Annotated in this window: 21 protein-coding genes; 4 read left to right on the forward strand and 17 right to left on the reverse strand. The window is 60.3% G+C overall.

Annotated elements, in window-relative coordinates; all coding sequences use genetic code 11:
- Window positions 1-195: 195 nt before the first annotated feature.
- The 8 genes from AC6H1L_RS08585 to AC6H1L_RS08620 form a co-directional block, all read right to left on the reverse strand.
- Window positions 196-1,860: a cytochrome c biogenesis ResB family protein gene (locus AC6H1L_RS08585; RefSeq protein ID WP_497601081.1), complete on the reverse strand. Its 1,665-nt coding sequence runs from the start codon at window positions 1,858-1,860 to the stop codon at window positions 196-198.
- Window positions 1,861-2,545: 685 nt separating this feature from the next.
- Window positions 2,546-3,355 (reverse strand): class I SAM-dependent methyltransferase, encoded by an 810-nt coding sequence (locus tag AC6H1L_RS08590; RefSeq protein WP_497601082.1) that lies wholly within the window; start codon window positions 3,353-3,355, stop codon window positions 2,546-2,548.
- Window positions 3,356-3,428: 73 nt separating this feature from the next.
- On the reverse strand, window positions 3,429-3,701 hold the full coding sequence (locus tag AC6H1L_RS08595; protein WP_497601083.1) for a hypothetical protein: 273 nt from the start codon (window positions 3,699-3,701) through the stop codon (window positions 3,429-3,431).
- 105 nt (window positions 3,702-3,806) lie between these two features.
- The gene (locus AC6H1L_RS08600; protein WP_497601084.1) at window positions 3,807-4,739 is read right to left on the reverse strand and encodes a WD40 repeat domain-containing protein; all 933 of its coding nucleotides are present in this window, start codon (window positions 4,737-4,739) and stop codon (window positions 3,807-3,809) included.
- Between the two features lie 227 nt (window positions 4,740-4,966).
- Window positions 4,967-5,452, reverse strand: a complete 486-nt coding sequence (gene mog, locus AC6H1L_RS08605) for a molybdopterin adenylyltransferase (protein ID WP_497601085.1) — start codon at window positions 5,450-5,452, stop codon at window positions 4,967-4,969.
- A gap of 10 nt (window positions 5,453-5,462) precedes the next feature.
- The gene (locus AC6H1L_RS08610; protein WP_497601086.1) at window positions 5,463-6,239 is read right to left on the reverse strand and encodes a CpXC domain-containing protein; all 777 of its coding nucleotides are present in this window, start codon (window positions 6,237-6,239) and stop codon (window positions 5,463-5,465) included.
- Window positions 6,240-6,376: 137 nt separating this feature from the next.
- Window positions 6,377-7,648, reverse strand: coding sequence for a DNA double-strand break repair nuclease NurA (locus AC6H1L_RS08615; protein ID WP_497601087.1), 1,272 nt, complete (start codon window positions 7,646-7,648; stop codon window positions 6,377-6,379).
- Window positions 7,638-10,763 carry an AAA family ATPase gene (locus AC6H1L_RS08620; RefSeq protein WP_497601088.1) on the reverse strand — a complete coding sequence of 1,042 codons (3,126 nt, stop codon included), beginning with the start codon at window positions 10,761-10,763 and terminating at the stop codon, window positions 7,638-7,640. Before AC6H1L_RS08620 ends, AC6H1L_RS08615 begins: the two co-directional genes overlap by 11 nt.
- 466 nt (window positions 10,764-11,229) lie before the next feature.
- On the opposite strand from AC6H1L_RS08620, the gene AC6H1L_RS08625 reads away from it, so the two are divergent.
- Window positions 11,230-12,240 (forward strand): LolA-like protein, encoded by a 1,011-nt coding sequence (locus AC6H1L_RS08625; RefSeq protein ID WP_497601089.1) that lies wholly within the window; start codon window positions 11,230-11,232, stop codon window positions 12,238-12,240.
- Window positions 12,241-12,491: 251 nt separating this feature from the next.
- On the forward strand, window positions 12,492-13,436 hold the full coding sequence (locus AC6H1L_RS08630; RefSeq protein ID WP_497601090.1) for a LolA-like protein: 945 nt from the start codon (window positions 12,492-12,494) through the stop codon (window positions 13,434-13,436).
- Window positions 13,437-13,650: 214 nt separating this feature from the next.
- On the opposite strand, the gene AC6H1L_RS08635 is transcribed toward AC6H1L_RS08630, so the two are convergent.
- The 6 genes from AC6H1L_RS08635 to AC6H1L_RS08660 all read right to left on the reverse strand — a co-directional run bounded on the left by AC6H1L_RS08635 (window position 13,651) and on the right by AC6H1L_RS08660 (window position 20,990).
- A complete protein-coding gene (locus AC6H1L_RS08635; RefSeq protein ID WP_497601091.1) occupies window positions 13,651-15,222 on the reverse strand; it encodes an SPFH domain-containing protein in 1,572 nt (523 codons plus the stop codon).
- Between the two features lie 32 nt (window positions 15,223-15,254).
- Window positions 15,255-16,307 carry a PSP1 domain-containing protein gene (locus AC6H1L_RS08640; RefSeq protein WP_497601092.1) on the reverse strand — a complete coding sequence of 351 codons (1,053 nt, stop codon included), beginning with the start codon at window positions 16,305-16,307 and terminating at the stop codon, window positions 15,255-15,257.
- Window positions 16,308-16,693: 386 nt separating this feature from the next.
- The gene (locus tag AC6H1L_RS08645; RefSeq protein WP_297162365.1) at window positions 16,694-17,275 is read right to left on the reverse strand and encodes an ANTAR domain-containing response regulator; all 582 of its coding nucleotides are present in this window, start codon (window positions 17,273-17,275) and stop codon (window positions 16,694-16,696) included.
- Between the two features lie 485 nt (window positions 17,276-17,760).
- Entirely contained in the window at window positions 17,761-18,834 is a 1,074-nt protein-coding gene (gene aroF, locus AC6H1L_RS08650) for a 3-deoxy-7-phosphoheptulonate synthase (protein ID WP_497601093.1), read from the reverse strand.
- 576 nt (window positions 18,835-19,410) lie between these two features.
- A complete protein-coding gene (locus AC6H1L_RS08655) occupies window positions 19,411-20,343 on the reverse strand; it encodes a hypothetical protein (protein ID WP_497601094.1) in 933 nt (310 codons plus the stop codon).
- Complete coding sequence (locus AC6H1L_RS08660) at window positions 20,340-20,990, reverse strand: GlcG/HbpS family heme-binding protein (protein ID WP_497601529.1); 651 nt, start codon at window positions 20,988-20,990, stop codon at window positions 20,340-20,342. Before AC6H1L_RS08660 ends, AC6H1L_RS08655 begins: the two co-directional genes overlap by 4 nt.
- Window positions 20,991-21,326: 336 nt before the next feature.
- Between AC6H1L_RS08660 and AC6H1L_RS08665 the strand changes: the two genes are divergently transcribed.
- On the forward strand, window positions 21,327-22,235 hold the full coding sequence (locus AC6H1L_RS08665; protein WP_497601095.1) for an LLM class F420-dependent oxidoreductase: 909 nt from the start codon (window positions 21,327-21,329) through the stop codon (window positions 22,233-22,235).
- 121 nt (window positions 22,236-22,356) lie between these two features.
- Complete coding sequence (locus tag AC6H1L_RS08670) at window positions 22,357-22,833, forward strand: TIGR03668 family PPOX class F420-dependent oxidoreductase (protein ID WP_497601096.1); 477 nt, start codon at window positions 22,357-22,359, stop codon at window positions 22,831-22,833.
- A 47-nt stretch (window positions 22,834-22,880) separates the two neighbouring features.
- On the opposite strand, the gene AC6H1L_RS08675 is transcribed toward AC6H1L_RS08670, so the two are convergent.
- The 3 genes from AC6H1L_RS08675 to menA all read right to left on the reverse strand — a co-directional run bounded on the left by AC6H1L_RS08675 (window position 22,881) and on the right by menA (window position 25,974).
- Window positions 22,881-24,014 carry a sensor histidine kinase gene (locus AC6H1L_RS08675; RefSeq protein WP_497601097.1) on the reverse strand — a complete coding sequence of 378 codons (1,134 nt, stop codon included), beginning with the start codon at window positions 24,012-24,014 and terminating at the stop codon, window positions 22,881-22,883.
- A 177-nt stretch (window positions 24,015-24,191) separates the two neighbouring features.
- Window positions 24,192-24,992 (reverse strand): class I SAM-dependent methyltransferase, encoded by an 801-nt coding sequence (locus AC6H1L_RS08680; protein ID WP_497601098.1) that lies wholly within the window; start codon window positions 24,990-24,992, stop codon window positions 24,192-24,194.
- Window positions 24,993-25,056: 64 nt separating this feature from the next.
- Complete coding sequence (gene menA / locus AC6H1L_RS08685) at window positions 25,057-25,974, reverse strand: 1,4-dihydroxy-2-naphthoate octaprenyltransferase (RefSeq protein WP_497601099.1); 918 nt, start codon at window positions 25,972-25,974, stop codon at window positions 25,057-25,059.
- Window positions 25,975-26,300 lie beyond the last annotated feature (326 nt).

Below are 26,300 nucleotides of genomic sequence, written 5' to 3' on the forward strand. Positions count from 1 at the left end.
TGCTCATGCCTTGCTGCAAGCACTAGCCTCTTGCGGATGGACTGGGCCACGAACCCTTTGACCTGTGCTGCTTGCTCTTGCCTCTGTGTGACAGGACAAGGACGTGTTTCTACCGCTAGGATATATCAATTGTGAATCACTGTCAATGGCCGCTTCTATGAGCCTTGTCGCCCTGAGAACCGTTCCCAAGCGGCTTTATTTAGCGCTTGCTTGTGAGGCGCTAGAGGCCACGCCATTCACTACGGACTCCTGTTCTCCGTGTTCTTGCCGTGCCAGTGCCGCCCGTGCCTCGCGGGCGACGCCCAGTAGATCGGTACGGATATTGGTAAAGTGCTCGCGCAGAGCTGCCATTTCAACCTGATCGCCTCGGATACGCAGCCAGATGCGACGCTGCGGGAAGTAGAAGGTGATGCAGAGGCTGAGGACGAGCACGACGGCAATTGGCCAGACAAGAGGGGCGCCAGCGTCACGCGTGACGAGCAGGACGGTGGCATCGCTGGCAGCATCGAGCTTGATGGTCCACTGGCCATCGACGCTTTTACCGCTCTGTCCGGGTGCGAGACGCAGCAGGGCTTTATCTTCGTTGTTGCTGGTGCCTGGCGTGCCTATGGTGATCAGTAGCACAGGATGGGCAATCTGTGACAGGTGCAGGCCGTCAGCATGGATAAAGAAGACGCCCATCGTGTAGTTTGTGCCGCCAATGGGAATGCCGCGCGCATAGTCAACGACGCCGTTGCCTGAAGGCAGCGTGCTGCTGCTGTCGAGGACGATGGCATCGTGATAGAGGACGTTGCCTTGAGCGTCGGTAATGGTCACGACCGCTGAGGCCACGAGCGAGGATTGATGAAAGGTGATGCCATCGTAGGTCAATGGGTCATTTACGCGTAGGTGATCGCTATGAGCCACAAGCTCACCGTCGCGGTAGACGCTCAGGTCAGTAACGTAGTCAATCGGCTGGCCCGTTCGCGGGTCGAAGCGCGCGGTGAAGCGGTTGACGCGAAAGCTGATGTTGTGGGGGGTGCCGCGCGGATAGACAACTGCGCTCTCGCCGGTGGGGAGGGCCTGGTCGAAGCTAAAGCCGGCCAGGGCATCGCTGAGGCTGACAATGGGGGCCGGCAGGATGCGCCGCGCTGGGCTGTTGAGCGGGAAGCCATGCCATTGACTGATCATGCCAGCGAGTAAGAGGGCGACGAGCGAGGCATGAAAGACAAAGGTGGACAGCGTGGCCCAACTGTTTTTGTTGGCGTAGAGATAGGTGACTTCGCCGTCGCTCTCGCTGCGGATGCGATAGCCGCGTCGCCGGAGGGCGGCGCTGGTCCAGGCTACTGCGTCAGGATGGTTGAAGCTGGCCCGCTCCAGGGCATTCTGATAAAAGCGGTCGCTGCGTCGAATGAGCGGATGGGCAAAGTTTTGCCAGATGGCCGGTGCCCGGTTCAATGTGCAGACGACGATGCTGAGCGCCAAAATGCCCAGCAGGAGCATAAAGTACCAGCTTGAGAAAATGGTGAAGAAATGCAGCCAGTCGTAGATAGGCGTCAGGGACCCATACTGCGGCAGGGCATTCTGCTGTAGCCAGGCCTGGTAAGCCGCCGGATCGTTGAGCACTTCGCCCGGCGCCTGGGGAAAGTAGATCCCCAGGATGCAGACGATGATGATGCAGACAATTAAAAAAATAGCCGTGCGCACTGAGCTGAGCCAGCCCCAGAGGGCATCAAGAGGGTGCCGCAGGGCATAGGCCAGACGCTTTTTGAGGCGCTGGCCAGGGCTGAGCCGCGGGGCAGCAGACCGCTTCTTGCTGGTTGAGGACCGCGAGCGGCGGGCTGATGCGCTACGTTGTGGTTGCTTGAGCAGTGTCGCCATGAGAATCTATGGTCTTTCCTTCCTGCCTGCTGGCTGAAATGGAACGGTCCTTGCTTGCTTATAGAGTGCCACCGGTTATCTCGCGTATTCTTGTAGTATGATAGAGCAAGGGCGGCATTCTGACAAGCGTCCGTCCAGCGTTCTCCGTGCGTGGGGAGAGTGCGAGCCGCAGGAGGCCAGGCGCCCATCTCGGGGAGTCAGGAACGTTGCCGGGTTGAGCAATACAGTGATTGCCGCGATGCGCGGGGCGCTGAGAATAAGTGCGCTTTGGCTGTGATCGATCCACAACGGCTGGCCCTCTACCAGGGTGCATGCCAGGCGCTGGTGAGCCGCAAGCTGGGGCGCTCCTCCCTTTTCGATGCAGGCAGGCTGATGCCCAGAACGCCGGGAGGTCCTTGAGCGCCTTTAACGAGGCATCTGGCCCCTGGGACCTTACTGCCCGAGGGCGGGGGATGCAATCGGTCGACGATCCATTGGGATATGGGGACCGATCTTCTTGAAGGCCGTGTCAAGGCCGATGGTCAGCTTTGCTCTGCAAACGGACGCTTCTTGAGCTGAGGGCGCAGGCACCAGCCAGGAGAGGGGCAAGCCTGCTGCTGACCTGTCAGTCAATCGGAGCTAGGCTTGCCCGCTCTCGGCGTGCCTTTGCCTGGGACGGAGGCCTCTCTCCGATATGGGGTTCGGTTCACGCTGCTTTGCGCCCATACCAGAGGGTCCAGCACTCTTGAGCGATGATCTCGCCACCGTGGGCCTGCCCCTGTTGGGCGAGATGCTCTTCAAGGAAGGCGATGTAGGCGAGCAGCTCGTTGACTTCCTCTTCACTCATTTCGTAAGGTGGAGCGTTGAGCACATAGCTCACCAGTTCCTCGGCCAGGGCACTGCTGTCGGGATAGACGCCTCGCGTCTCCCAGAGGGTGCGCTGCTGGATCTCGCGAAAGCCAACGTCCTGCAGGATTTGTCTTACTTCTTCGCGTTTGCAGCGTGCCAGGACACGTTGATCAACCAGGCGCGGATAGCGGCTAAAGAGGTAGCCCCAGACATGGGTTTTACTGCCCGGCTCCAGCAGATCTTCGGGGGTCTGGTCCTGGACAAGCAGACAGCCGCCCGGCTTGAGCAGGCGATAGGCTTCGATGAAACAGGGCCGCAGCTCTGTCGGGCGCAGGTCCCGCAGCAGGGCGCGCATAAAGACGATGTCATAGCGCTCGGCCAGCAGGCCGGTGGCCAGGGCATTGCCGCGCAGAAATTCAAGATTGCGAGCGCCGGCGCAGCGCTGGCGCGCTTGCTCTAGCTGCTCTTCGGAACGATCAAGGCCGATCACGTAGGCAGCCCCCAGATCGGCTAGAGCTTGGGTGTAGAGACCATTGCCACAGCCAAGGTCGAGGACAAGTTTGCCGTTGGGCGGGATGAGGGTGGTGACTGCCTCTAGCCAGGCGGGATCAGGGCGATCGCTGGTTTGCAGCAGTCCTCTTTTTTCTGGGTAGACTCGTGTCGCCATTGTTCCCGCTCCTTCCTTCTGTCTGACGCATATCGCTCAGCGCGACGCGCTCGCCACGCGGGCCGGCTGACACTCAGGTGAGGCGCCGGGGGGCGCTTAGCCCTTGTTTGATATAGGCTTTGGTCCCCTCTGGACCGCGAATGTGCAGCCAGAGCGGTCCGCGCTGCGGCGTAAACTCTAATTCAAAGGTGAGCAGGGGGGCACATTCTCGCTCGCCTTCGATGAGGGCGAGAATGGCCGCTAGCTGTTCGTGGGTGGCGCTGAAGCGAAAAGCATAGCCGTCGCTTAGCTCCCTGACTTCCTCAGCCTCTCGGAAAAGGTCGAGGTTGCTTTCGCGGCGTCGCATGATTCGCCCCTGCTCTGTGCTGGTTCCTTCGCTGGACATCGCTGATTCTCTCACGCGCGTGTTGGTGATGACTGTGACTCAGGTCCCTTTGATGCTACTGTTGAGCTAATCTACATCTATCTCGATGATATGTATCAGTGTATCACTGGCAGAAGCAATCTGCCTACCCCTGGGGGACCAGGCCAGGGAGCGAATCCAACGCTGATGCCCCTCGTAGTTGAGCAGCGTGGCACCGCTGTGGGCTTGCCAGAGCAGGAGCCGACAATCGTCGCCGGCGGAGGCGATGACCTGGCTGTCTGGCGACCAGGCCAGGGCTTTCAGGGGGCGGCTATGGCCGTGATAGGTGGTGATGAGTTGAGGAGGCTGGGACCCCTGGGTCTGTGGCCGCCAAATCAGGACCTGGCTGTCAGCCCCTCCCGAGGCGACGAGCTGACCATCTGGCGACCAGACGGCACTGTAGACGGGTCGGCCATGCTCGCGGAAGCGCAGGCAGCGCTCCGCCTGTAGCCTGGGAACCGTGGTGATTGTCCAGATGTCCACGTAGCCGTCAAAGCTGGCGCTGAGCAGTTGCTGACCGCTGGGGGACCAGCCGACAGCAAAGAGCCGGTATTGCTGACGATCGCACAGCAGGCAGCGCCCGCTGTGGCTCTCCCAGAGCTGGAGGCTGCTGTCGCCGTAGTCGCCGCCCGAGACGAGATAATCCCCGCTAGGAGACCAGGCCAGGGAGCGCACGAAGCGGCGATGCCCACGGTAGATCAGGCGGCGACGCTGGGGCGCAGCCACTTCCCACAAGTGAACGGCCCCGGCGGTGTCCCCCGAGGCCAGGAGCTGCCCATCGGGGGACCAGGCCAGGGAGAGAACACACTGTTCGTGGTCTGCGTAAACGGCAATAAGCTCAAGCGCGCCTTCCTCGGCAGAGCGCCAGAGGCGCACGCTGCGATCACGTCCAGCAGAGGCGAGGAACTGACCATCTGGCGACCAGGCCAGAGCGAAGATAGCATCGCTGTGACCTGGGTAGCGTCTGATTGTCGTACGCATGGCCGGCTTTTCAGTCCCCTTCAGTGGCAATGGCGGCGCCTGTCACATAGCGTTTGAAGGCACCGTCTGGCAGGATAGCAGGCAGCGCCCGCTGTTGTCTGCTCTCCGCTGGGCCAGCTACGGGCCAAAGCTAAAGTCATGGCCAGTGGGCTGAAAAGCGCTTCTTCGTCGGAGGGAGAGACTCCCCGCGCCGCGCCTCTCTTGCTTGCTTGTTTACTAGCTGGTAGCTAGTGTTCGCTGGGGCCACCGGTCAGCAGGTTAATCGCGTGAGGGAGAACGGGCAGAATGGTCTCCAGGCATTCCTTGACGGCCTTGGGGCTGCCTGGCAGGTTCACAATGAGGGTCTGCCCGCGCGTACCGGCGATGCCACGCGAGAGCATGCCGAAGGGCGTATGTTGCAGGCTTGCGGCCCGCATCGCCTCGGCCAGGCCTGGAGCTTCGCGCTCAATGACGGCCTTCGTTGCCTCGGGCGTCACATCGCGAGGGGCCAGGCCGGTACCCCCGGTTGTCAAGATCAAATTCAGCCGCAGATCGTCGCACCAGGACCGCAGCACAGCCTCGATCTGGTCCCGCTCATCGGGCACAATGGCGCTAGTGCTCACCACCGCCTCGGGCAGTTGGGCTACCAGGGAGCGGATGGTCTCGCCGCTCGTATCCTGGCGCGTCCCGCGGGCGGCGCCGTCGCTGATCGTCAAGACTCCTACTGTAATCATGATGGCTTCGCTACCCCCTGGGAGCCAGCGCGCGCATGATGGCGCCGATTTGACGACGCGGGCCATACAGCCATACTGTATACGTTTCTCCCTGCTCTTCCTCTTCGACAATACACTGCATTTCACGCGCCAGGCGCCGCGCGATGTCGAACATCTGGCCACGTTGGGCCGTGCTACGGCTCTGGGTCCGCAAAGCGATTTTGCCAAGCCGCTCCTCCTGGCTCAGGCCGGCATTGATGAGGAGGGCGAGCTGATCCAGGCCAAAGATGATCTGTAAGGGAGGGACCTCCTCCCCTCGACCAGGCCCGGCAGCGGCCAGCGAGGCAGCTATTTCGTCCTCATGAGGGGCCTCTGCCCCATCAGGCGGCTCCGGCGTTCCCCTTCCCTGTTGGGCCAGGGTGTCCGGCCCTTCTTCCGCTGGCCCCCGCTGCGCCACGCGCTCATAGACATCGCGCAATTTGGCCTCAATTAGCTCGCGTCCTTCAGGCGGCACGTTGTCGCGGGGATGCACATAGGCCAGCAGGCGATTGGGCAAATCGGAGTAGATGAACGGTCGCCGCGCCTGAGCCCGCCGTCCACAAGCGGGGCAGGTGACCACATTGAGGCGACCCGCCAGGACAGCATAGCGCAGGTGAGGATCGCGCGCGACGTTGACATATTCATATACCTGGCACTCAAAGCTATGACCACAGCGACAGGTCAGCCGGTAGCTGGCTGTCCGTGAGGCAAGTTGTGACATAGATGATAGCGCTTCGAAAATGACATCCTCTCCAGCAAAATTGACCACACAAGCTCTAAACATCCTTATCATATCACATCGACAGCGCTCGGCGCCGGACCAAACGGGCTGGCGCCGAGGCCCCGACCTGGTTCCTCTCAGCGCGCCCATCTGCCGCCACTGTTCTCAGGGCCGTGCTTTTGCCCTCATCTTCTGCGACTCTTACTCAACGCTTTGGAGGAGAAGGTGAAGCTCAGGCCCTGGCTCTCGATAAAGTGCTGAAAGTGGGCGTAGAATTCGTTGCGATCCTGCAGAGTAATTACCGCCACGGCGTCAGCGGTTTCGATGGCGTAAGGGTAGCCCTGGCCACCAGCGATGATTTCGGCCCGTACGACATCGATGACCGCATCAAGCAGGCCCTCGTCGACGATCCAGCGTGGGAATTCGAGGCGCGCTGGCGGACGCTGACTGACGGCCTGGAGATAGCAAAAGGCGATGCGGTCGCGATAGGGTCCATAGTGGTCAAGGACATCGCCACGGGCGCAGAGCATGGCCGGCGTGCGGTCGCCCCAGCGCAGACGTCCCTGCCAGAGCAAGGCATCGTGAATGCGCTTCGTTTCGCGTAGCAGCGGCTGTGCTTGCATGGCGTCGAGACGCAGGAGCATGGTGATGACGTCACGCGCATAGCTGGTATCAATGTAGCCAATTAAGGGAACGCGAAAGCGCTCCGAGGCTTGCAGCAGTGAGACAGCGCCGGCGATGTAACGCTCGCGGTAAGGACTGGGCATCGTCAGGGCGAAGGAGACGACCAGAGAGCCATCGAAGAAGACAACTGGACTGTGGGCCGGCTCGTCGGGGCGACGCCGACGGGCGAGCTGCTCCATCTGACTGCAGAGGGTCTCGACTTCGAGTTGGAAGCGGCGCAGCGAGACCTGGAGCTCAGAGTAGGGGTAGCCACTGGGGTCGGCGCTCTCGCTGGGTGCTTCCTCCAGGATTTCATCGGGCGTCAGCACTTCGAGGCGCACATCTTTGACGTAGGGGCGCCCACGCTGGTGCGGATTGAGAAAGAGGCCAACCTGGACCAGTGCTACGGGGATTGAGGCGTCGCGCCAGGGCTGTAGCTGGCTGCCATCAACGGCCAGGGTGGTGATTCCTTCGATGCATTCCGCCCACTGCCGCGCCTGCTCATGGTTGGCAAAGTGCTCGGCGAAACGAAAGACGGGGCCGTGATAGTCATCCTGGGTGGCCTGAACAAGCCAGCGGTCAAATTCGATCGTCGGGCGCGCCCCCGCTGGCGGCAGACCTGGCCCGGCGGGCGGCAGGTGCTGCTCTAGATGGGCGCTTGAACGGTAACGGCGATGGAGCGTCTCCAGCGCATGACGGTAGGCCCCAAGCTGATCGCTGTAGGCCCCACCGTAGAGCGCAAACTGATCTCGCTTGCTGGCCAGGGCAGCCAGTAGCTTGCCTCTATGGAGCATGGGCGTGTTCCTCCTCCCGCTCAAAGGCCATCTGCCACTCTTCGTCACTGACCAGGCGCGTCTCGCCGTTCTCTTTGCGCAGACGGATCAGGCTGTCTAGTCCCTGTTCAAAGGTATCGTCATGGCTGATGACAATCAGCTGATCGAAGCCGCGAACGCGCCGAATCTGTTCAGCAAGGTTGGTGCGGCGCGTGCTATCCATGTTTTGGGTCGGCTCGTCGAAGAAAGCGATCGTCAGATTGGAGAGCTTTTTGAGTAGGGCCAGGCGCACGGCCAGGGCAGCGCTCATCTGCTCTCCGCCGCTGAGCTGGGCAAAGGTGCGCGTGGCGCTGCGGTTACGTACAATAATCTCGTAGTCCTCTTGCCAGCTCAGTTGCGCACTGCGGTCACCCATGATTTCGCCAAAGATGCGATTGGCCTCGGCGGAGATCTCGGCCAGGCGGGCCCGCAGGATCTGCGGCGCGGCTTCCTTGAGCACTTGTCGGAAGAAATCCACTGTGCTGCTCAATTCTTCAAGTGTGCGATATTCTTGCTGAGCAGCTTCCAGTGCGACAAGCAGAGCTTCGGCCTGGCGGATGCGCGCCTCCAGCTCAGCGATGCGACTGCGCATATGTTGGAGCGCTGTGGTATAGCCTTTAAGGTCGGCACGCAGCTTCTTGATCTCTTCATCGGTGCGCTGAAACTCGGCTTCATCAAAGGCGATCTGAGCTTGATGATAGGTGCGCTCAGCTTGCTGCAGCTCCCGCTCAGCCGCCTGGTGGTCGGCAGCGGCACGCTCGTAGGCTTGCTGCCGCTGCGGCAGTTGACGCGCTCCCTGTTCGTGGGCCAGGTAGGTCTGATAACCAGCCTGAGCACGCTGACGCCGGGCCTCTTGCTCAGCCAGCCGCCCATCAAGGTCTTGATAAGCGGCCAGTTGCTCAGTGAGAGCCTGCAGCTTCTGCTCTAGCTCCTCTTCCTCTTGCATGAGCCTGGCAAGCTGCTCACGTAGTCGGGGCTCGCGCTCGATCGTGGTTAAGAGGCCCCGAATCTGGCCAGCGGGGTCATCCAGTGCTGTGAGCTGCTCTTCGACCTCCTTGAGCTGCTCGCGAGCGCCTTGTAACTGCTGCACTTGCTGACGGCGCTCAACAAGCTGATCTTCAAGGTGTTTTAACTGCTCTTCAAGCTGCTCTACCCGTGCCCGCAGACCAGGCAAAGCCCGCACACGCTGATCTGCAGCCTCACTCTCTCGCCTGGCCTGCTCAGCTTGAGCAATCTCTTGATTCAAGCTTTGCAATTCACTCAGATCCTGGCGCAGACCGTCGACGTCCCGTTGCAAGCGCAGCAGCTCGGCGGCCAGTTGGCGCAGGCGCTCTGCGCATTCAGTTTGCTGCGCCCGATAATTGCCCAGGCGCTCATATTCTTGAGCGTAGATAGTGATTTCAGAAATCCTGTTTTCTAGCTCTTGTTGCTGTTTACGAAGATCAGCAAGTTGAGCCTCATCGTTAGCGATGAGCTGGGAGAAATAGGATTCGAGGCTGGTCAGCCCCTTCTGGCGAATATTGAGGCACGGCTCATGGAGCAGAGGACACAGGCCCCCGCGCGAGCGCTGGTACGATTCGCGATAGCTATCGATGTTCCCTTCTAGCCGATAGCGGCGGGCAGTCAATTGGGCCTGCTCTTCGCGCAGGGCTGGCAGGGCTTCTACCTCTGAGCGTCGCGCTTCGACTGAGGCGATTGTCTCTTCCAGGCTGCGCAGGCGCTCCGCGGTTCGGGCGCGCTCTTCTTCCTTCTGGCGCAGAGCTTCCAGCTTCTCCTGGAGTTGAAGCTGTTTCTGGCTGCGCTCTGAAAGGCGGGCCTGGAGTCGGGTGAGCTGGGTAATGCGCTCAGGGAGCTGGTTAGCCAACTCCTGGAGCGGCTCGATCTCGCGTATTTGGCTCTGCAACTCCTGTAAGCGTTTTAGTTGCTGCTCTTGCTGGCGGCGTAGGTTACGCCCTTCTTCGACCAGCTCATCATAGCGCTGGGCCTGCTGACGTAGCTCCTCTCGCTGGCGCTCTAGCTCGCGCTGGCGATCGGCGAGCGGAGACAGCTCGATGACGCGCTGGCGAGCGCCTTCGATCTCCTTGAGCGCGGTCTCTAGATGGGTCTTATTGGCGCTCAAGCCAGCCTGGCGGTGCTGAAGGGCGGTCTGTTGCTGACGCAAGGCGTTACGCTGGCGTTCGGCCTGGCGTAGTTCCTGTAAGGTGGCCTCGGCCTCCTGATAGGCCAGATAGGCGGCTCGATTGGCCTCGACCTGCTCCTGAGCCTGGCGAGCTAGCGTCAGTTCCTGCTCGCACTGGTGCAATCGCTGGCGGGCGGCGTCGCGTCTCAGGCGAGCTTGCTCGAAGCGATGGCGCAAGTTGAGCAGCTCATCGCGCTGATGCTGCAAGGTGGCGTAATGGCTCTCCAGCTCCGCCAGCCGGCGCGAACCAGCGGCAATCAGCTCCGTCTGGCGCCGCTCCTCCTGGCGAGCCTGCTCCAGCTCCTGCCGCCATTGGCCCAGGTCGCGCGTTTCAAAGCTGAGGCTTTGAATTTCCTGTTGTTTCTGCTGCATTTGATCTTTATAGCAATTTTGCACCTCTCGCAGGTAATCAGAGGCCAGACGATAATCCTCGATTTGCAGCAGCTCGTCGAAGGTTTTCTTGCGCTTCGCTGGTGTTTCCAGAAAGACCGCGGTAAAAGTTCCTTGAGGAACGCCAAGGGCATCCTGGAAGAGCGTTGGCAAGGGGCGCTCACGTTCGATCCCGAACAGCTCATGAAGTTTATCGAGCACGTCGGTGCGCTGCTCCAGGCGATAATCGGCCTCGCAGTCGTAGAGCTGCCAGTAGGCGCCGGCGCCACAGCGGCGCTCAACAATATAGCGTCGCTCATCGTTGCCCAGCAGATGGACGCGAATCAGGCCATATTTTTCGCCTTCGCGCACAAACTGGCTATGCTGCTTATAGGGCAAAGCATCGAAGAGGGCAAAGCCAATGGCTTCGACCAGCGTGGTTTTGCCGGCTCCATTGGCCCCCTGAATGGCCGTTGTCCCTCGACGGAACTCGACCGCCAGATGACGGTAGCTCTTGATGTTCTCCAACTCAAGACGCGTAATCAACATGCCGCACTAGCCTTCTGCTCTGCTCTGCTCCCTGCAAAGATAGGGAGCGGTCTGCACTGGTGCTCTCCTCAGTACTACGCCCTCCCGCCGTCGGCCAGAGAGGCCGCGCTGCGCGCGGAGGCAGGCGCTTACTCAGGATAGTGAAAGAAGCAAGCAAAAACCCTGCTTATCGACAAGGTGATGGTTGTTGTTTCTTCCCTGCGAGGCCGAAAGCGGTAGTGCCCAGGCGCATTATACCATGCCCGCGCTCTGAAACACAGCATCGCCTTACCACGTGTCAGGGGAAGGAAGATGCGAAAAGATGCACAGCGGGTTTCTGCTTCCTGCAGCGGGGCAGGCGCGTCGGCCCTGCGACGGTGCAGGCCAGGTGTTGCAGTGGGACAGGAACAGGGGGTTTCCGCCAGGAAGCAGCCGCTTTCGCCTTGAACTAGCGAGGAACAGGAGAGCATAGCCAGAGGAGTCTTACATGCAGAGCATTGCTGTAGCACAGAAGTACCGAGCAGAGCGCAAGGCGCTAGCTGGTTGGCGAGCCTTGGGGATCAGCCTGGCTTTGGGCCTGACTTTGGCCCTTAGTGCCTGTACTGTCAGTATCACGCCAGCACAGCAGGGCAGCCAGCTCTCAGTTGGTCAGGTTCTGCAAAAGAGCAGTCAGGCCATGCAGAAGCTCAAGAGCTTCGCCTTTACCCTGGCGGCCAGCGGTACCTTGCAGGGAACCAGCCAGGGCCAGGCCAGCGCTACCGCTGGCGCCACGCCCGGGGCTGGGAGCTCCGTGCCCACGGCGACCGCCAGCGCCTCCCCTGTGATCAGCCTGACCTTTAACGTAACAGGCGATGGTCAACAATCGCTAGCCGAGGGGAAGCAGGCCCTGCATCTGACCCTGAACCAGAGCACCCGGCTGGCGGAGATTATCATCGGCCAGCAGGTCTACTTACAGAATCCGCGTGGTCAGTGGTACGTTATCGATGCCTCGCGCCTGCAGGCAGCCGGGGGAAACCTGCTCGCTGGCTGGAAGCTAGATACTAATGCGCTCCTGACGCTGGCTCTGCATAGCCGCATCAGTGATCACGGCGACGAGACCCTCAACGGTCAGAGCTTGCGGCATCTGAGCGCTGTTCTTGATAAAGAGGGCCTGCGTCAATTGCTCACCAGCAATACACAACTCGGCAATCTGATAGGCCGCCAGAACCTGGACAGCCTGGTCGACCACACGCGCAGCTTCCAGGCTACCCTTGATCTGTGGATCGACGAAACCCAGTTTTACCTGCACCGCGTCCAGCTTAAGCTCGCGCTGAACGCCGAGACGAGCGGCCTGCTGACGCCGGTCGCCGGTGTGGCGAGCACGCTGCTGCCACCCACGCTTGTGGTGAATCTCTCCAGTACCGCTGACCTCCAGCAGTTCAACCAGCCTGTGACCATCAGCGCCCCATCAAACGCTATTCCGACTGATGATCCAAGCGCTGTTTTTCAGGCAGGATAAGATTTTTAAAATTTCAGGCGGAGCAGGCGAGACAATCCCGCGTCGAGTGAGCACTACGGCCAATAATGCCGTGGCCTTGCCAGCGACGCGGGATTTTTGGTCTGCTCCAGGATGATGGAGATTCCGGCTACAGGAGCGAGGTTCAGACTATCTGCGGGTAAAACAGCGCAGCAAGCTCCCGATTTTATAGATCTCGCTATCATTCGTTTATCCTTTCTTAGAGGAGAAACCCCTGAAGAAAGGAGCCTGTCATGCTGATCCGCCGGCTATCGATCAGTTCGCTTCTCTTCGGCTTGCTTGGGCTGATGCTTCTGCTCAGTGCCTGCGGAAACGCCAGTAGCAGCAGTGGCACCAACACCCAAAGTACGCTCACTGCAGGGCAAGTGCTACAGAAGGCAATTGCGAGTATGCAGCACCTGAAGACAGTCCATCTGGACTTTGTTCTGACTGACAACCTCCAGATGCAAGGACAGGGAACAGCTACGCCAGCCAGTCAAAGCAGCACGCTGCCCACCAACCAGACCCTCTCCATGCAAGGCAGCAGCGATGATATTCTTCCAGATCAGGGTGCGGCCCAGCTCAGACTGACGATACCTGGTCTTGGCTCGGACCTGCAAGTGCATGAAGTTCTGAAAGACGGTAAGATCTATTTGCAAAACAAGCAGGGACAGTGGTACGTCCTGGATCAAGGCAGCCTGAGCGGCTCAAGCAACCTCTTTGGGACAGCCAGTAATGAGCAGTACAGTCGCCTGCTCTCGCTGGCGCAGAAAGGGCAGCTTACCGATCATGGAGACCAGACCCTGCATGGCCAGAGTCTGCGCCATATCAGCGTCACCTTTGGGAAAGACGCTCTTAAGGACCTTTTTAGCTCCTTTGGGCAGCTTCCCAGTGGCCTCAGCCAGAGTGATCTGCAACAAATCGAGCAGTCTCTCACGCTGCGACAGGCTAACCTGGAACTCTGGATCGACGAGCAGAACTTCTATGTTCACGAGCTGAATCTGAAGACGATTATAGATATCGATTTGAGTAAGTTACTGCAAGCTACGCCAACGTCCGGCGCCTCGAGTCTGAGCGGCGTTTTCACTGTGCAGAACAACGCCACCGTAGACTACAGCAAGTTCAATCAACCAGTGACGATTAACGCTCCAGCCAACGCCATCCCTACCACTAACCCGCTGATCGTTTTCGAACAGTGACCGTCAGGCCTGAATGAGCAGCGAGTCGCTAACGGCTCACGAGAAGAGAGAGCGACTCGCTGCCAGGACCAACAAGGGCGAGAGCGACCAAACCCGCGAACGGGCGGTCTTGCTCTCGCCCAGCTTCATGCCCTTCTCTACTGCTCGCACTTAATCTCGCGTCTGGTCCCCCAGGGTAGAGCAGGGCCAAATAAGGCCTCAGCGCTCCGGTGAGCTAATCATGGCCTGGACGCTCCAGCTCTGTTCGATCGGCGTACTGCGGGGCATAGGCCTGTATACGCTGCCGCTGTTCGCGTATCAACTCAGCGCGCTGGCGGAGGGCCCGCGCCGCCCGCGCCGCATCAAAACTGACCTGGCGATTCAGCTCTGGATCGTTGGCCACGGCCTCAAAACGGGCCGCGATTGAGGAAATTGTCTCGGGATCAGTGATACGCCCCTCGCGCACCGCATTATAGGTGCTCACCAGGATCTCTTCTTTCAGCGTCTTGGGCGACGGCGACGGAGCGGATGGGGCAGCCCCAGCACTTTGCTCTTCAGCCTGCGTCGGAGCTGCATTGACAGCCCTACCTGGACCACGAGCAGGATCGATAACACGAGCGGTCGCCGCCAGACTCTGGGCGACGCCACTGCCCGAAGTGGCTAAGCCCGACTCTTTTCCCGTCTCAGAACCGTTGGCGGCCCTGCTCTCGGCCTTCACCGTCTCCATAGCGTCCGTATCCGGTGGCAGCGAGCCACGCGGGACCACGGCCACATCATGAATATGCACCCAGTGAATTTGCACCCCCCAGATCGCTACTTGATCCTGCATGCGCTCTGTCAGCTCGCTGTTGACCACCTCCCAACTGGTGGCCCCCTCATCAAAAGACGTGGCAGACTCATAGACCGGCGAGCGACGGGCCAGGAAATAGCCCACACTGAAGGTTGACACCACCGCCTGGATGGTCGTCAGCAGGAGCTGCTGGAGACTGGCCTCCCAATCATTGACCTCGGTGACCGCCAGATAGGCATCTTCTGGCAGCAGCTGATAGCAGACCGTTGCAGAAAGATAGACGTCCTCTTCAGGGGTCAGGTGCACTACCTGGGGCGGACAGGTCCATTGCGTGCGTCGCGTATTCAGACGCTGGGCCACATGCTCCCAGGGGAGCAACAGATTCGGCCCGGGGAAAAGCGTGCGGCGATACTGCCCGAAGGCGAAGACCACATCAACATAGCCTTCAGGCACGGGATGGAGCAGATAGCGCAGCACGGCGACCCCGACCGCGACCAACAGGATCAGAAGGATCAGGCTGATGAGAGGACCGAAGAGAGCAAAGGAGCCGGCGATGAGGAATAAGCCCACACCACAGGCCAGCGCCAGCGACCACAGCACCGTGTTGTCAGCCGCATAATAGAGCATGACGCCATGCAGAATGGCGATCGCCAGCAGGATCAGAGCCGCCGGCAACAGACCAGCATGCGACAGGTAGGCCTTGCCATGTAGCGCAGCCGGCACCAGGAGCAGAAACGTAACGGTACCAAATAGTAGTGGAAGAAGTACAGGAGAAAACTGCTTGAGCAGCAGCCACAGCGTTTCAAAACGCGAGGAAGGATAGCCTTCATCGGCTAAACCTTCGGTATCCGCCTCTGTCTCAGGCAGAGCGGAAACGGATGTCGAGGCCTCAGAAGCTAATGGACCCTGGTGGGCAGCGCCAGCTTGCGCCGCCTGCGGCTCCTGGGCTGGGGCCGTCCAGATCGCCCCAGCGACGAGGTCATCGGCCTGGCCCGGGTCCATCCATTGTGAAGACATAGACGCGCCTCCCTCTCTCAGCACCAGAGAAGCTAATCCGCCCGTTGCTGATTTCCATTGGTGTTGTTTGTGCTGCAGCCCGACCGGCAGCCGTTTTGAGAACCGCAGCGCGGACAGGGACCAGCGCCCGCACTACCACAACTACAGCCGACGCCAGGGGCCGCAGACTCATCCTGACGATGAGGGTTCAGCCGACAGGTTTGGCAACAACCGCCACCCGCGGATGGGGCGCGCCCTGAAACTGGGCCTGGGTCAGGATCTTGCTCCTGTCGCAAAGGAGCGGGGATCTGGATGGTCGCCCCGCTTTCTAACATGACCTCGACCGTCTCTTTAGGCACATTGATCGAAACTACCTTGCCGGGTCCGCTGGGGGTCTCCAGGATCGTTCCGATCTGCGGCATCCGCTTCTTAGCCTGGATATAGTTTTCATTCTCATAGGACAGGCAGCAGAGCAAACGGCCACAGACCCCCGAGATCTTGGCCGGGTTCAGGGGAAGCCCCTGCTCTTTGGCCATCTTGATCGAGATAATGCCGAAATCGCTGATCCAGGAGCTGCAGCAGAGCGTCTTGCCACAGGGACCCACGCCACCCTGAAGCTTGGCCTGGTCACGAGCACCGATTTGGCGTAGCTCGATGCGCGTGCGAAAGGTAGCTGCCAGATCGCGTACCAGGGCCCGAAAGTCAACGCGCTCATCCGAGGTGAAGTAGAACGTTAAACGGCTCCCATCAAAAGTATACTCCGCCTCCACCAATTTCATAGGAAGCTTGTGCTGAGCAATACGCTGCGCACAGCGGACCAGTGCCTCCTTTTCCTTACTCTTATAGGCGAGCATCATGCGCAGCTCTTCTTCGGTTGCCAGGCGGAGTACAGGTTTCAGGGGATCGCTCAGCTCGCTTTCTGCCACCTTCTTCGAGGGGATCACTACACGACCCGCCTCCACCCCACGCACCGTCTCGACGATCACATACTGGCCTGTGCGATAGGTCTGTCCCTGGGGATCGAAATAGTAAATGCGCCCGGCGGGACGGAACCGGATACCGACAACTGTGACAACGTTCTCAGTAGCAGAAACCGTCGGCTGCATCGCTCCCGTCTGATGCCCTTCTTGTCTTTCCTTCCGTCTCGGCTTGCTTCTGCTTTGTTCCCTCTTCCTCTTGCCTTGCTTACGCGCCTCGCCCCGGAGCAGGCGGACGGGACAGACAGCTAGCTCTCCTTAAGCCGATGCGACCTTACGTGACGCGCAACGAGGACAATCTAGAGGGGGGGACGGCGGCAACGCCGCCCCCGGCTTGAGCCTTCTTTGCTCTCTCCGAGCGCAGCTCATTCTCTTACCAGGCCGAACCGCTTCGCTCACTTCCCGCTTGCAGCACTTTCTATCACCAGCTTCGCCTGACCTGCATAGAGCCAGAACAGGTTCAGCCAGGTGACAGGAGAGCCAGATAAAGGGCGCAAGCGGCTCGACTGGCCAGGCTACATCTCGTTGATCTCGTTGGTCAGCAGGATGGCCTCCGCCACCTCGCGCATCGACTTGCGATTGTTCATGCTGGCCTTCTGGATCTTGCGGAAAGCCTCCTGCTCGGTCAGGCCATAGCGCTGCATTAGCAGCCCCTTCGCCCGCTCCACCACCTTGCGTGTCTCAAGCTGCTCGCTCAGCTCCTTCGCCTTCCCCTCCATAGCGCGGAACTCGTTGTAGCGGGCGAGAGCCACTTCAATGGCCGGGGCCACCTCGCTCTCGCGGAGCGGCTTCACAATATAATTCACGACACCAGCCTGCTTCGCACGCTCGACCAGCGGTTGATCGCCAAAGGCGGTCAGCAGCAGCACCGGTGCGATGCGTTCCTGCGTCAGAATCTCGGCGGCAGCAATGCCGTCCATATCGGGCATGCGAATATCCATGATCACCAGGTCCGGGCGCAGTTCGCGAGCCAGGTTCACAGCGCTCTGCCCGTCACCGGCCTCACCAATGACCAGGTAGCCCTGTTTGGTGAGGACATCTTTCAGGTCCATGCGTTGAATGGGTTCATCGTCGGCAATGATCACACGTGTTGGCATGCTCGTATCCTGTCGGTATGACTTCAAAAACAAACCAGACTTCTTGCAACTTCTCAAACGACGTATTCGACCTGGCCGCTAGCACAGACACAACGACCGTCCTCCGGTCTTCGCTCTGTGCTCTCTGGCTTGTACCAAGAGTATACCATATGTGTTTGATGAGAGTCGAGATAGAGTTTTCTGCCAGTTATTGGCACTTTCGGTCTCGCTTTGAACCCTTCCCCACGCATCCCTCTGAACTGGTCCGCTCCAGGCTGGTCTTGCTGACCACTGATCGCTCACGCTTGCTGTAACTCGCCCTCATAAAAAAAGGGCGCGCCGTCGCACCCCCATGTTTTCTTTCGTCCAAGCATACCGCCACGCGGTATGGCCTCGCTTTTTTGGTGTTTGACGTGCCCTCCTCTTCGCGAGCACTGGCAGCGCTGCCATCGGAGACAGAGACTGGCAGAGCAAAGCGGCGTGTAGCCTGGTAAGTAGCGGCCTGCTCAGGCGACCTGTGATAGTCTGTCAGCGCCGTGCATGATTTGGACCATCAAGCGGGCCTCATAGACGATCGTGTGTAGCTCAGCCGGCGTGATGGACTGGCGCCCGTCGCAGAGGGCGCTGTTGGGATCAGGATGGACCTCCAGGATCAGGCCTTCGGCCCCGGCGGCAATACCAGCACGCGCCATCGTGGGCACCAGCTCGCGCCGTCCGGTGGCATGACTGGGGTCGACGATCACTGGCAGGTGAGTCAGTTCGTGTAGCAGGGGAACACAGGCAAGATCTAGCAGGTTGCGTGTTTGGGGATCAAAGCTACGTACGCCGCGCTCACAGAGGATGACGTTCGGATTGCCAGCAGCGACAATGTATTCGGCGGCAAGCAGCCATTCATCAATGGTAGCGGAGAGACCTCGCTTGAGCATGACTGGTTTGCCCCGTCCCCGTCGACCGACGGCCTGCAGCAAGGGGAAGTTCTGCATATTGCGAGCGCCGATTTGCAAGATATCAGCGTAGTCTGCCACCACCTCGACCATCTCCGGCTCCATGACCTCGGTGATGATGGGCAGGCCTGTTTCTTCGCGCGCTTCGGCCAGCAGTTGCAAGCCTTCGATGCCAAGCCCCTGGAACTGGTAGGGTGAGGTGCGTGGCTTGAAGGCTCCTCCTCGCAGCACCGTGGCCCCCGCTTCCTTTACGGCGCGGGCGGTCTCTAGCAGCTGCTCGCGGCTCTCGACAGCACACGGCCCCGCCATGATGACCGGTACGGCCTGTTCTCCTCCGATGGTGACGGGCTCACAGTGGCGTGGGTCTCCTACAACAATGCGGCTGGGGCTGGCTTTGAAGTGGCGGCTGACAAGCTGGTAGGGAGTGTTGAGAGTAAGGATCTGGGCGACAGCGGGTTGACGTCGGATGGCTTCGAGCATTTGGGCATCGATAACGGCGTGGTCAATGGCGATGACCTCGCTCTCTCCAATACAGGTGGCGGCCACCGGCCTGCGGTGACCAGCGGCTTGCTCTACAAGCGCCAGTAAGGCGGCGCGTTCCTCTTGGTTGGCTTGGGCATCGATGACGATGATCATTGGCTGTCAGTTCCTTTCTTCTCCTAAACTCCTGACTGCGTGCTCCCAGACAGGGCAAGTTTTCAGGGAAATAAAAAAGCAGAGGTTTTTCGCCTCTGCTTACTCCAGCATGCTGGGGATCTGCACGGATTAGGTGGTTCTGCTCAGCTCAGCCTGAAGCGGCCCACCAGCATGCTGGAGGGCTAAAGTAAAAGTAGTAATAAAAAGCGCAGGCAACCACTGCGCGCTCGCTCTGCCAGCAGCGCGCCTCTGCTTTCTGCTGAAGCTGCAGGTGTGGTTGCCAGGGCTTACTGAGCATGAGATCGTTATCCTTTTTCTTGCCTTGCTTTGCTTTGCTTCGCTTCGCTTTGCTGCCACGCTGCGCGCCTGCTAACGCGCACAGGTGCCGTGCAACACTTGCCACAGTGGCGCGAGGGCCACTGTGCGGGCATCAGGCTGAGGGCGAGTCTTTGCCGCCACTCGAATGATCTTCTGTAGGAGAAGTATAGGCACGATTAGCCCTGCTGTCAAGGCCGGGGCCCAAATGTCTGGTCGGATGAGAGCCGACGCGGGCCATGTGCCAGGGCAGGGCCGGCGCTAGCGCTTACGGGCCCGCCGACGCAGGTAGCGTCGCAGATCGCGATAGTCCTCGTAGAGGTGATCATGCTCGCCTTTGCCGGTCTCTTTCTCCTTTCCTTTGGCTCTGGCCTTGCTCCGACTGCCGCTCTGGGCCGTACTCTTCCCCCGCTCCGCCGCCGTCCGGCTAAAGGAGGGAAGCAGGTCGAAACGGTTCAGGATGATGAGTAAGGCCACGAGCAAAACCAGGTAAATCACATGTACTTGCCTGATGGCTGCGGAAAAGCTGAAAATTGAGAATTGGAACAAAATCTGATTGAGATGAAAGATCTCCGAGAGATAGGCTAGCGGCACCTCAAGCAAGGTGGCCACCACGATGTAAATGAGCAGGCCCAGGAAGTGGCGCGATTTCAGGAGTGGCTGGCTCGGCTGGTCAGCCGCGCTGCTGGCTGGCTGGCCACCGCTTTTAGCTGGGACGTTGCGGGAGGCGCTGCTCGGCTCCTGGCCGGGCTGGGACTTCTTGACATTGCGCAGCATGGCCTTGGGCGGCTGTCCTTTGGCGGCTGCCTCGGCTGGCGTTTTTCCGGCACGCGCGGCGCCGGCAGCTTCGCTTTCGGGACTCTGCCCTCTGCGCAGGCGCAAGGCTCGCCAGAGGCGCATCTTGCCCGCAGCGCTTTGTAGGTTCTGGCCCTTCTGCTCCTGCTCTCCCGCAGGTTGAGTGACTGAGGCGAAAAAGCCGGGCTGACGCCGGGTGCTACTGCTCTGAGCAGTAGCGCCTGTTGTCTTGTTCTCAGAAGAAGGGGCAGCCGGCTTTTCCTCCCGAGTCGGCTCCCGCTGTGCCCCTTCCTTAGATGGTTGGTCGGCAGTGGCGCCAGTGCTGGCGTTACTGGAGATCACCAGCAGGGGACGCTGCCTCCGGGGATTGGCTGGGCGCTGGTCAGCATCACGGGTCATGAGGGACCTCCCGCAGGATGTTGCCGCAAGGTCACTTCCTCACTTTGAGGAATCTGCTCATTGCTTTGTCCCCTTAGCTCTCTCTCTCCCGCCGCTCGCTGGTTAGCAGGCTGCTCCTGGAGCGCATAGTCCGCCGTTTGCGCGGCTCCCGCTAGCTCTTGGCCAGGACCGGTTGAGCCGGTAGGATAGGCTACAGAAGGCTGGAGTTGAGGCTGCGGCTGCGGCATAAGCGCAGGGGCCAGGGCTTCGAGAGCCGCCAGGCCGGCGCGGGCAATTTCGTCATCGCGACCTGGGGCATTCCCTCCGCTAATGCCTATGCCTCCGATGGTGGCTCCCCCCAGGCGAATCGGCCAACCGCCGGCAGCCATGATAAAGCGCCCCTGGGACATGACCGCCAGGCTGGAAGCAAAACCCGGAATGGCCGACCCCCACTGGGCTACCGCATCCGTCGGCTGGTTAAACATCACTGCTGTGGTGGCCTTGGCAATACTAATGTTGGCTGTGGCCCAGCCATACGGCGCCATCATGCGCTCAAACAGGACTAAATGCCCTCCCGCATCAACAATGGCTATGCTGACAGGACTGCGCAATTCTCTGGCGCGCTGCTTGCATGCTTCTGCAATGCGACGCGCAATTTCAATCGACATGCTCACGCGGTTTGCTCCTCCTCGACACCAGCAGGCCGGCCCCTCTTCCTCTAGCAGCCTCCGCTTCCAGTATAATCCTCTGGTGCCTATTCTGCTGCCCTAGCTGGGACCATCCTCAGTGTCCATTGCATTGCGCACATTGTATCGCACTCGTTGAAACGGTGCAATAGATAGAAATTTACGGCTCCTCTGTTGATGGCGGGTTCAACTCGCCTCGTCTCCCAGGCAGCACGGCCTACCGCTCTGGGAGAGCTGCCAGGTGTCTGGACCATACTCACTATAATAAAGTAAGTGTGTCTCTCTAGCTAGCTACTCTACAAGGAGGCAGCCACCGGCATGCGTTTGGGCCTACAGGTACCAAACTTTACCTGGCCTATTGAGCAGGGCGCGCTTGGCGATACGTTTGCCCTTATTGCCGAGCGGGCTGAGCGGGCCGGTCTTTATAGTCTTTGGGTCATGGATCATTTTTTCCAGATTCCGGTTGTGGGGCCAGCCGAACATGAGATGCTGGAGGGCTGGTCGGCGCTGGCTTTTGCTGCCGGCCGCACGCACCGCATTCGCCTGGGCACTCTGGTGACCGGTGTGACTTACCGCCATCCCGGCCTGCTGGTGAAGACGGCGACAACTCTCGATGTGCTTTCCCACGGGCGCAGCTATTTTGGCATCGGCGCCGCCTGGTATGAAGAGGAGCATCGTGGCCTGGGAGTACCTTTCCCGCCGCTGGCCGAGCGCTTTGAGCGACTGGAGGAGACGCTACAGATCGCTCTCCAAATGTGGGCAGGCGATGAGCGCCCATTTCGGGGCAAGTACTATCAGCTCGAACGTCCTCTGAATTCGCCACGTCCAGTACAGCAGCCTCATCCTCCAATCTTGATCGGCGGCGGCGGCGAGCGGAAAACCTTGCGCCTGGTCGCTCGTTATGCCGATGCCTGTAATCTCTTCGCCTACGCCGGCAGCGAGCAGCTACGGCACAAGCTGGAGGTGCTTCGGGAGCATTGTGAGGCTATTGGGCGACCGTACGAGCAGATCGAGAAGACCACTCTAGGGACGCTGCGCCTGACGCGCGATGGGCGCAATGGCTCGCTTTCGCCAGCCGCGGCTGTGGACTTCTTCGGCAGCCTGGCCGAGCTAGGCATCGATCACGCTATTTTTAGCCTGCCGAACGTCCACGAGCTGGAGCCGTTCGAGCTACTGGCGACGGAGATCGTGCCCCAGGTGGAGAAGATAGCAGTCGCCGGCCGCTGATAGGGCTGGGCAGCCATCTCTCATAATCAGGGTGGGTTTCGACGTCAGCGGCCTGCAGGCCGCTGACGCAGGCCCTGTCAGCAGGCAGAGAAGCTTGAGAAGAAGGAAAGCAAGGCGCGTTATGAGCAAGCGTACTGTGCTCACCGAGGAGGAGCGGCGCTTTGTGCTCGGCCAGCGGGTGGCGCGCCTGGCCACGGCTGATGCTGACGGTCATCCTCATCTGGTACCGGTCTGCTACGCTTTCGATGGGGCTTGCTTCTATACGCCGCTCGATGAGAAGCCGAAGCGCGTGGCCGTCACGGAGCTGCGCCGGGTGCGCAACATTGAGGCACGCCATGAGGCGGCGCTGCTGATCGATCACTACGAGGAGGATTGGTCGCGCCTCGGCTACGTGCTGATCGAAGGGGAGGCCCATCTCTTGCAACCTGGTGATGAGCGGCAGCGGCGCGCCGTAGCGCTGCTGCGCGCGCGCTATCCTCAGTACCAGAGGATGGCGCTCGAGCAGTTGCCCGTGATTATGCTGATACCGCGCGCCGTGGCCTCGTGGGGGCCGGCCTTGGGCCTGGTCCCTGGCGCACCGACTCCCGAGTCAGCATGAGCTGTAAGAAAGGACAAAGACCATCAGCGGTCAGCCAAGTCAGTCGCTCAGGAGGTCGGGCGCTCCGCGTGGGCAACAGGCAAGGTAAAGAAGAAGGTGCTTCCTTTGCCGACGGTGCTTTCGGCGAAGATGCGTCCCCCGTGGGCCTCCACAATGTGACGCGCGATGGCCAGCCCCAGGCCGCTCCCCCCTCCACCAGCTCCAATCTGGTCGAATTTCGAGCGCGAGCGGTCGACCTTGTAGAAGCGCTCGAAGATCCGCGGCAGGTCTTCAGGCCGGATACCGACCCCCGTATCGCGCACAAAGAAGCGCTGGCTACGCCCATCTGGTTCTGCAAAGGTGCCAACCACGACCTCGCCGCCGGAGGGCGTGAATTTGATGGCATTGTGAATGAGATTGACGAGCACGCGCCCGATCTGCTTGCTATCGGCAGCCACCAGCACCTGCCCATCGCGGATCTCTGTTCTCAGTTTCACGCGGTGGCGCTGCGCCTGTGGGAGCAAACGGGCCATGCCTTCGCGGACAAGTTGCTGCGCTTCGACCGGCTCGATGACCATCGGGAGCTGGCCCGACTCGATGCGCGATAGTTCTAGCAGCTCGGAGACCAGCGAGGTCAGATATTGGACCTCTTTTTCGATGCGCTCGACAAAGACCTGCGCCTGCTCTGGATCAGTCTCGATGGTATCTTCCAGGGTCTCAGCCAGCAGGCGCACCGAGGCCAGGGGGGTCCGCAGCTCATGGGAGATGTTGGCCACGAAGTCGCGGCGGACGCGCTCCAGGCGCCGCAGCTCGGTCAGATCTTCAATGGCGACGGCAAAGTAGTGGTACTCTGTCAGTCGCTCCTGGCCCGCCGGAGGCTTCTGGTGCTCCAGAGGCGTGACCGAGACTTTCCAACAGGGGCCAGACGGCCCTTCGTTAAATTCGGCGCTTTGGGAGCGATTGCCTTCGATGCTCTCACGTACAAGCTGAATGATGGCGGCGCTGGTGATGAGCCGGTCCAGTTTTTCTTTGTGCAGCGGCCCGCTGACGCTCAGGAGGCTGCAGACATGGCGGTTATAGTAGCGAATCGTGAGCGTGCGATCAATGACGAGCACTGGCCAGGGCGCAGCCTCCAGTAGCTGCAGGAAGAAATGACGATAGTTGATGCTCGTTGCCTTCTCGGCAGTGGTGCGCTCTGTCAAGACTGTTTCCTCGCTTCGCTGCATAGGCAACCCAGCAAGCCAACCGTCTGCGGCGGTTGCACTGTTTGTCTCACCATCTTTTGTTCTCATCTGCGCCCGCGCTCCTCAGAGGGGGCTGTCCACCCTGGCATAGCCCGGCGTCTCGGCGCCTGGCCGTGCTCCCTCAGCCGAACGCGGCTAAGCCTGGCTCGCGCCGGTCTCTGAGGCAGCGCTATTGGCGGGGGCTGGCTTGGTGGCAACGTGCACGGCGACAATGCCGCCGCTCAGGCGATAAAAGTGCACAGCACTCCAACCGACCTCTTCCATGATGGCCTTGAGAGCCGGCGCGTCTGGAAAGTGAGTGAGCGAGCGCGGCAGATAGCGATATTCCTCGGCGGCTTTGCCAATGATAGCCCCGAAGAGCGGTGCTATACGATAGAAATAGAAGTGAAAGAGGGTGCCCAGCACCCTCCCAGGCGGATGACTGATCTCCAGGCAGACCATCCGCCCGCCGGGCCGTACGACGCGCAGCATTTCCCGCAGCGTCTGGCGCAGATCAGTGACGTTACGCATCATAAAAGCAGAGCAGCAGCCATCGACACTGTTATCTGGCAGATCGATATGCTCAGCGTCGCCCACACGCAGCTCAATCCGATCCTGCAGTCCCAGGCGCGCTAGCTTGCGCCGCCCCAGCTCCAGCATCTCAGGAGTAATATCCATGCCGATCATGCGCGCCCCCGGGCCGGCCTGTCGAATGACAGCAATTGACAGGTCCGCCGTACCCGCTCCCAGGTCCAAGCCGACCTCGCCCGGCCCCAGCGCCAGACAGCGGGCGGCAAAAGCCCGCCAGCGCCGATCGAGGCCAAAGCTCATCAAGCGATTGAGCAGATCATAGACTCCTGCAATCCGCGCAAAGAGCCGCTGGACGTAGGAGCGCTTACCTCCAGCACGCCTGAAGGACTCTTCAAGAAGCGTATCCCCAGTCACAGGTTTTTCCATTCCTTCCTCATCTTCTATCCAAGGCGACCGCAAGCCGTGCTGACCTCAGCGCCCCGACTCGGGCTTAGAGGCCAAGCGGGCGCAACAGAGCTGCTGCAGTGATTCCCAAGGCCAGGAGCAGGCCAAACTGCAGATGCAAGGCAGCGGTGCGCTTGAAACCAACGATAAAGGCGGCGCGCTCGCGCGCAGTGAGGACGGCGCGCACGTTGACAAAGGCCAGCGGGAAGCTGATCCAGACAATGAGGGTATGCAGCGGCAGCAGGCCAGCGAGCGCAAAGAGGCTGACTGCCAGATAGCTGCCTACGACTAGCGTGGCATGATAGCGGCGGGCAAACGTCTGGCCCAGGCGCACCGGTAGCGTCAGCTTGCGTACAGCGCGGTCCTCTTCATAATCGCGAATGTTGTTCATGTTGAGAATGGCCGTCACCAGGAAGCCCACTGGCACACTGGCGGCGAAGGCTACCCAGGACCAGCGCGGGATCTGCACATAGTAGGCTCCCCAGGTCATGAGAAAGCCCATCGCGATGTAGACAAGCGGATCGCCCAGGCCACGCGCCGCCAACTGGAACGGTCTGGCGCTGTAGAAATAAGCGATGACCATGCCAATGAGACCAAAGAGTAAGATAGCCGGTCCACAGAGGAAAACAAGCACCAAACCGAGCAGCGCCGCCAGCACAAAGCAGGCGATTCCGCCTCCCAAGACCTGACCCGCCGTCATCTCGCCCCGAAAGATGACAGTGCTGGCACCGAGCGATTGCGGGCTATCGAGACCGTAGCGATAGTCAAAATATTCATTAAAGTAGTTGGTGCCAATCTGGAGGAAGAGGCCCGCTAGCAGCGCCAGGATAAACGGCCACGGGCGAAAGACGCCCTCGTAGGCCGCCACCGCCGTACCGACCAGGAGCGGACTCACGGTCGCCGTCAGCGAGAACGGGCGGGCATTCTTGACCCAGATTCTCCAGTCTTTCCACGAGGCTGGCACGTTACTTTTCCCCCTTCTATGGCCCTCTGCCAGGCAGCCCGCAGGTAGCTAGCTTGTGCCACGTCTGACCCGCTATGCTCCTCCCTCTCCCCGGAGAGCGAGAGAAAGGCTCGCTGAGCAGCCGAGCAGATGGACACGCTTGACGGGAGCGAGGCAGAGACAGGCTGTTCTCTTCATCTCATCCTCATAATTAAGGATAGTGCGCCAGCCGGAAAACGTCAAACTGGCTTCGATCAGGACAGATAAGGGCAGGTCACAGCTATCTGCCTCAGCAGAGACGCGCACCACCGCCCAGCGTCGCGCTCTGAGCTGGTCAGGATCAAAGG

The organism is Thermogemmatispora argillosa, assembly GCF_059696725.1.

What these genes read in the sequence shown, in the direction of transcription:
- AC6H1L_RS08625 (WP_497601089.1), top strand. Translation starts at nt 11,230, where the DNA reads ATGCAGAGCATTGCTGTAGCACAGAAGTACCGAGCAGAGCGCAAGGCG.
- AC6H1L_RS08615 (WP_497601087.1), bottom strand. Translation starts at nt 7,648, where the DNA reads ATGCTCCATAGAGGCAAGCTACTGGCTGCCCTGGCCAGCAAGCGAGAT.
- aroF (WP_497601093.1), bottom strand. Translation starts at nt 18,834, where the DNA reads ATGATCATCGTCATCGATGCCCAAGCCAACCAAGAGGAACGCGCCGCC.
- AC6H1L_RS08585 (WP_497601081.1), bottom strand. Translation starts at nt 1,860, where the DNA reads ATGGCGACACTGCTCAAGCAACCACAACGTAGCGCATCAGCCCGCCGC.
- AC6H1L_RS08670 (WP_497601096.1), top strand. Translation starts at nt 22,357, where the DNA reads ATGAGCAAGCGTACTGTGCTCACCGAGGAGGAGCGGCGCTTTGTGCTC.
- AC6H1L_RS08655 (WP_497601094.1), bottom strand. Translation starts at nt 20,343, where the DNA reads ATGACCCGTGATGCTGACCAGCGCCCAGCCAATCCCCGGAGGCAGCGT.
- AC6H1L_RS08660 (WP_497601529.1), bottom strand. Translation starts at nt 20,990, where the DNA reads ATGTCGATTGAAATTGCGCGTCGCATTGCAGAAGCATGCAAGCAGCGC.
- AC6H1L_RS08595 (WP_497601083.1), bottom strand. Translation starts at nt 3,701, where the DNA reads ATGCGACGCCGCGAAAGCAACCTCGACCTTTTCCGAGAGGCTGAGGAA.
- AC6H1L_RS08680 (WP_497601098.1), bottom strand. Translation starts at nt 24,992, where the DNA reads ATGGAAAAACCTGTGACTGGGGATACGCTTCTTGAAGAGTCCTTCAGG.
- AC6H1L_RS08600 (WP_497601084.1), bottom strand. Translation starts at nt 4,739, where the DNA reads ATGCGTACGACAATCAGACGCTACCCAGGTCACAGCGATGCTATCTTC.
- AC6H1L_RS08630 (WP_497601090.1), top strand. Translation starts at nt 12,492, where the DNA reads ATGCTGATCCGCCGGCTATCGATCAGTTCGCTTCTCTTCGGCTTGCTT.
- AC6H1L_RS08645 (WP_297162365.1), bottom strand. Translation starts at nt 17,275, where the DNA reads ATGCCAACACGTGTGATCATTGCCGACGATGAACCCATTCAACGCATG.
- mog (WP_497601085.1), bottom strand. Translation starts at nt 5,452, where the DNA reads ATGATTACAGTAGGAGTCTTGACGATCAGCGACGGCGCCGCCCGCGGG.
- AC6H1L_RS08640 (WP_497601092.1), bottom strand. Translation starts at nt 16,307, where the DNA reads ATGCAGCCGACGGTTTCTGCTACTGAGAACGTTGTCACAGTTGTCGGT.
- AC6H1L_RS08635 (WP_497601091.1), bottom strand. Translation starts at nt 15,222, where the DNA reads ATGTCTTCACAATGGATGGACCCGGGCCAGGCCGATGACCTCGTCGCT.
- AC6H1L_RS08590 (WP_497601082.1), bottom strand. Translation starts at nt 3,355, where the DNA reads ATGGCGACACGAGTCTACCCAGAAAAAAGAGGACTGCTGCAAACCAGC.
- AC6H1L_RS08620 (WP_497601088.1), bottom strand. Translation starts at nt 10,763, where the DNA reads ATGTTGATTACGCGTCTTGAGTTGGAGAACATCAAGAGCTACCGTCAT.
- AC6H1L_RS08665 (WP_497601095.1), top strand. Translation starts at nt 21,327, where the DNA reads ATGCGTTTGGGCCTACAGGTACCAAACTTTACCTGGCCTATTGAGCAG.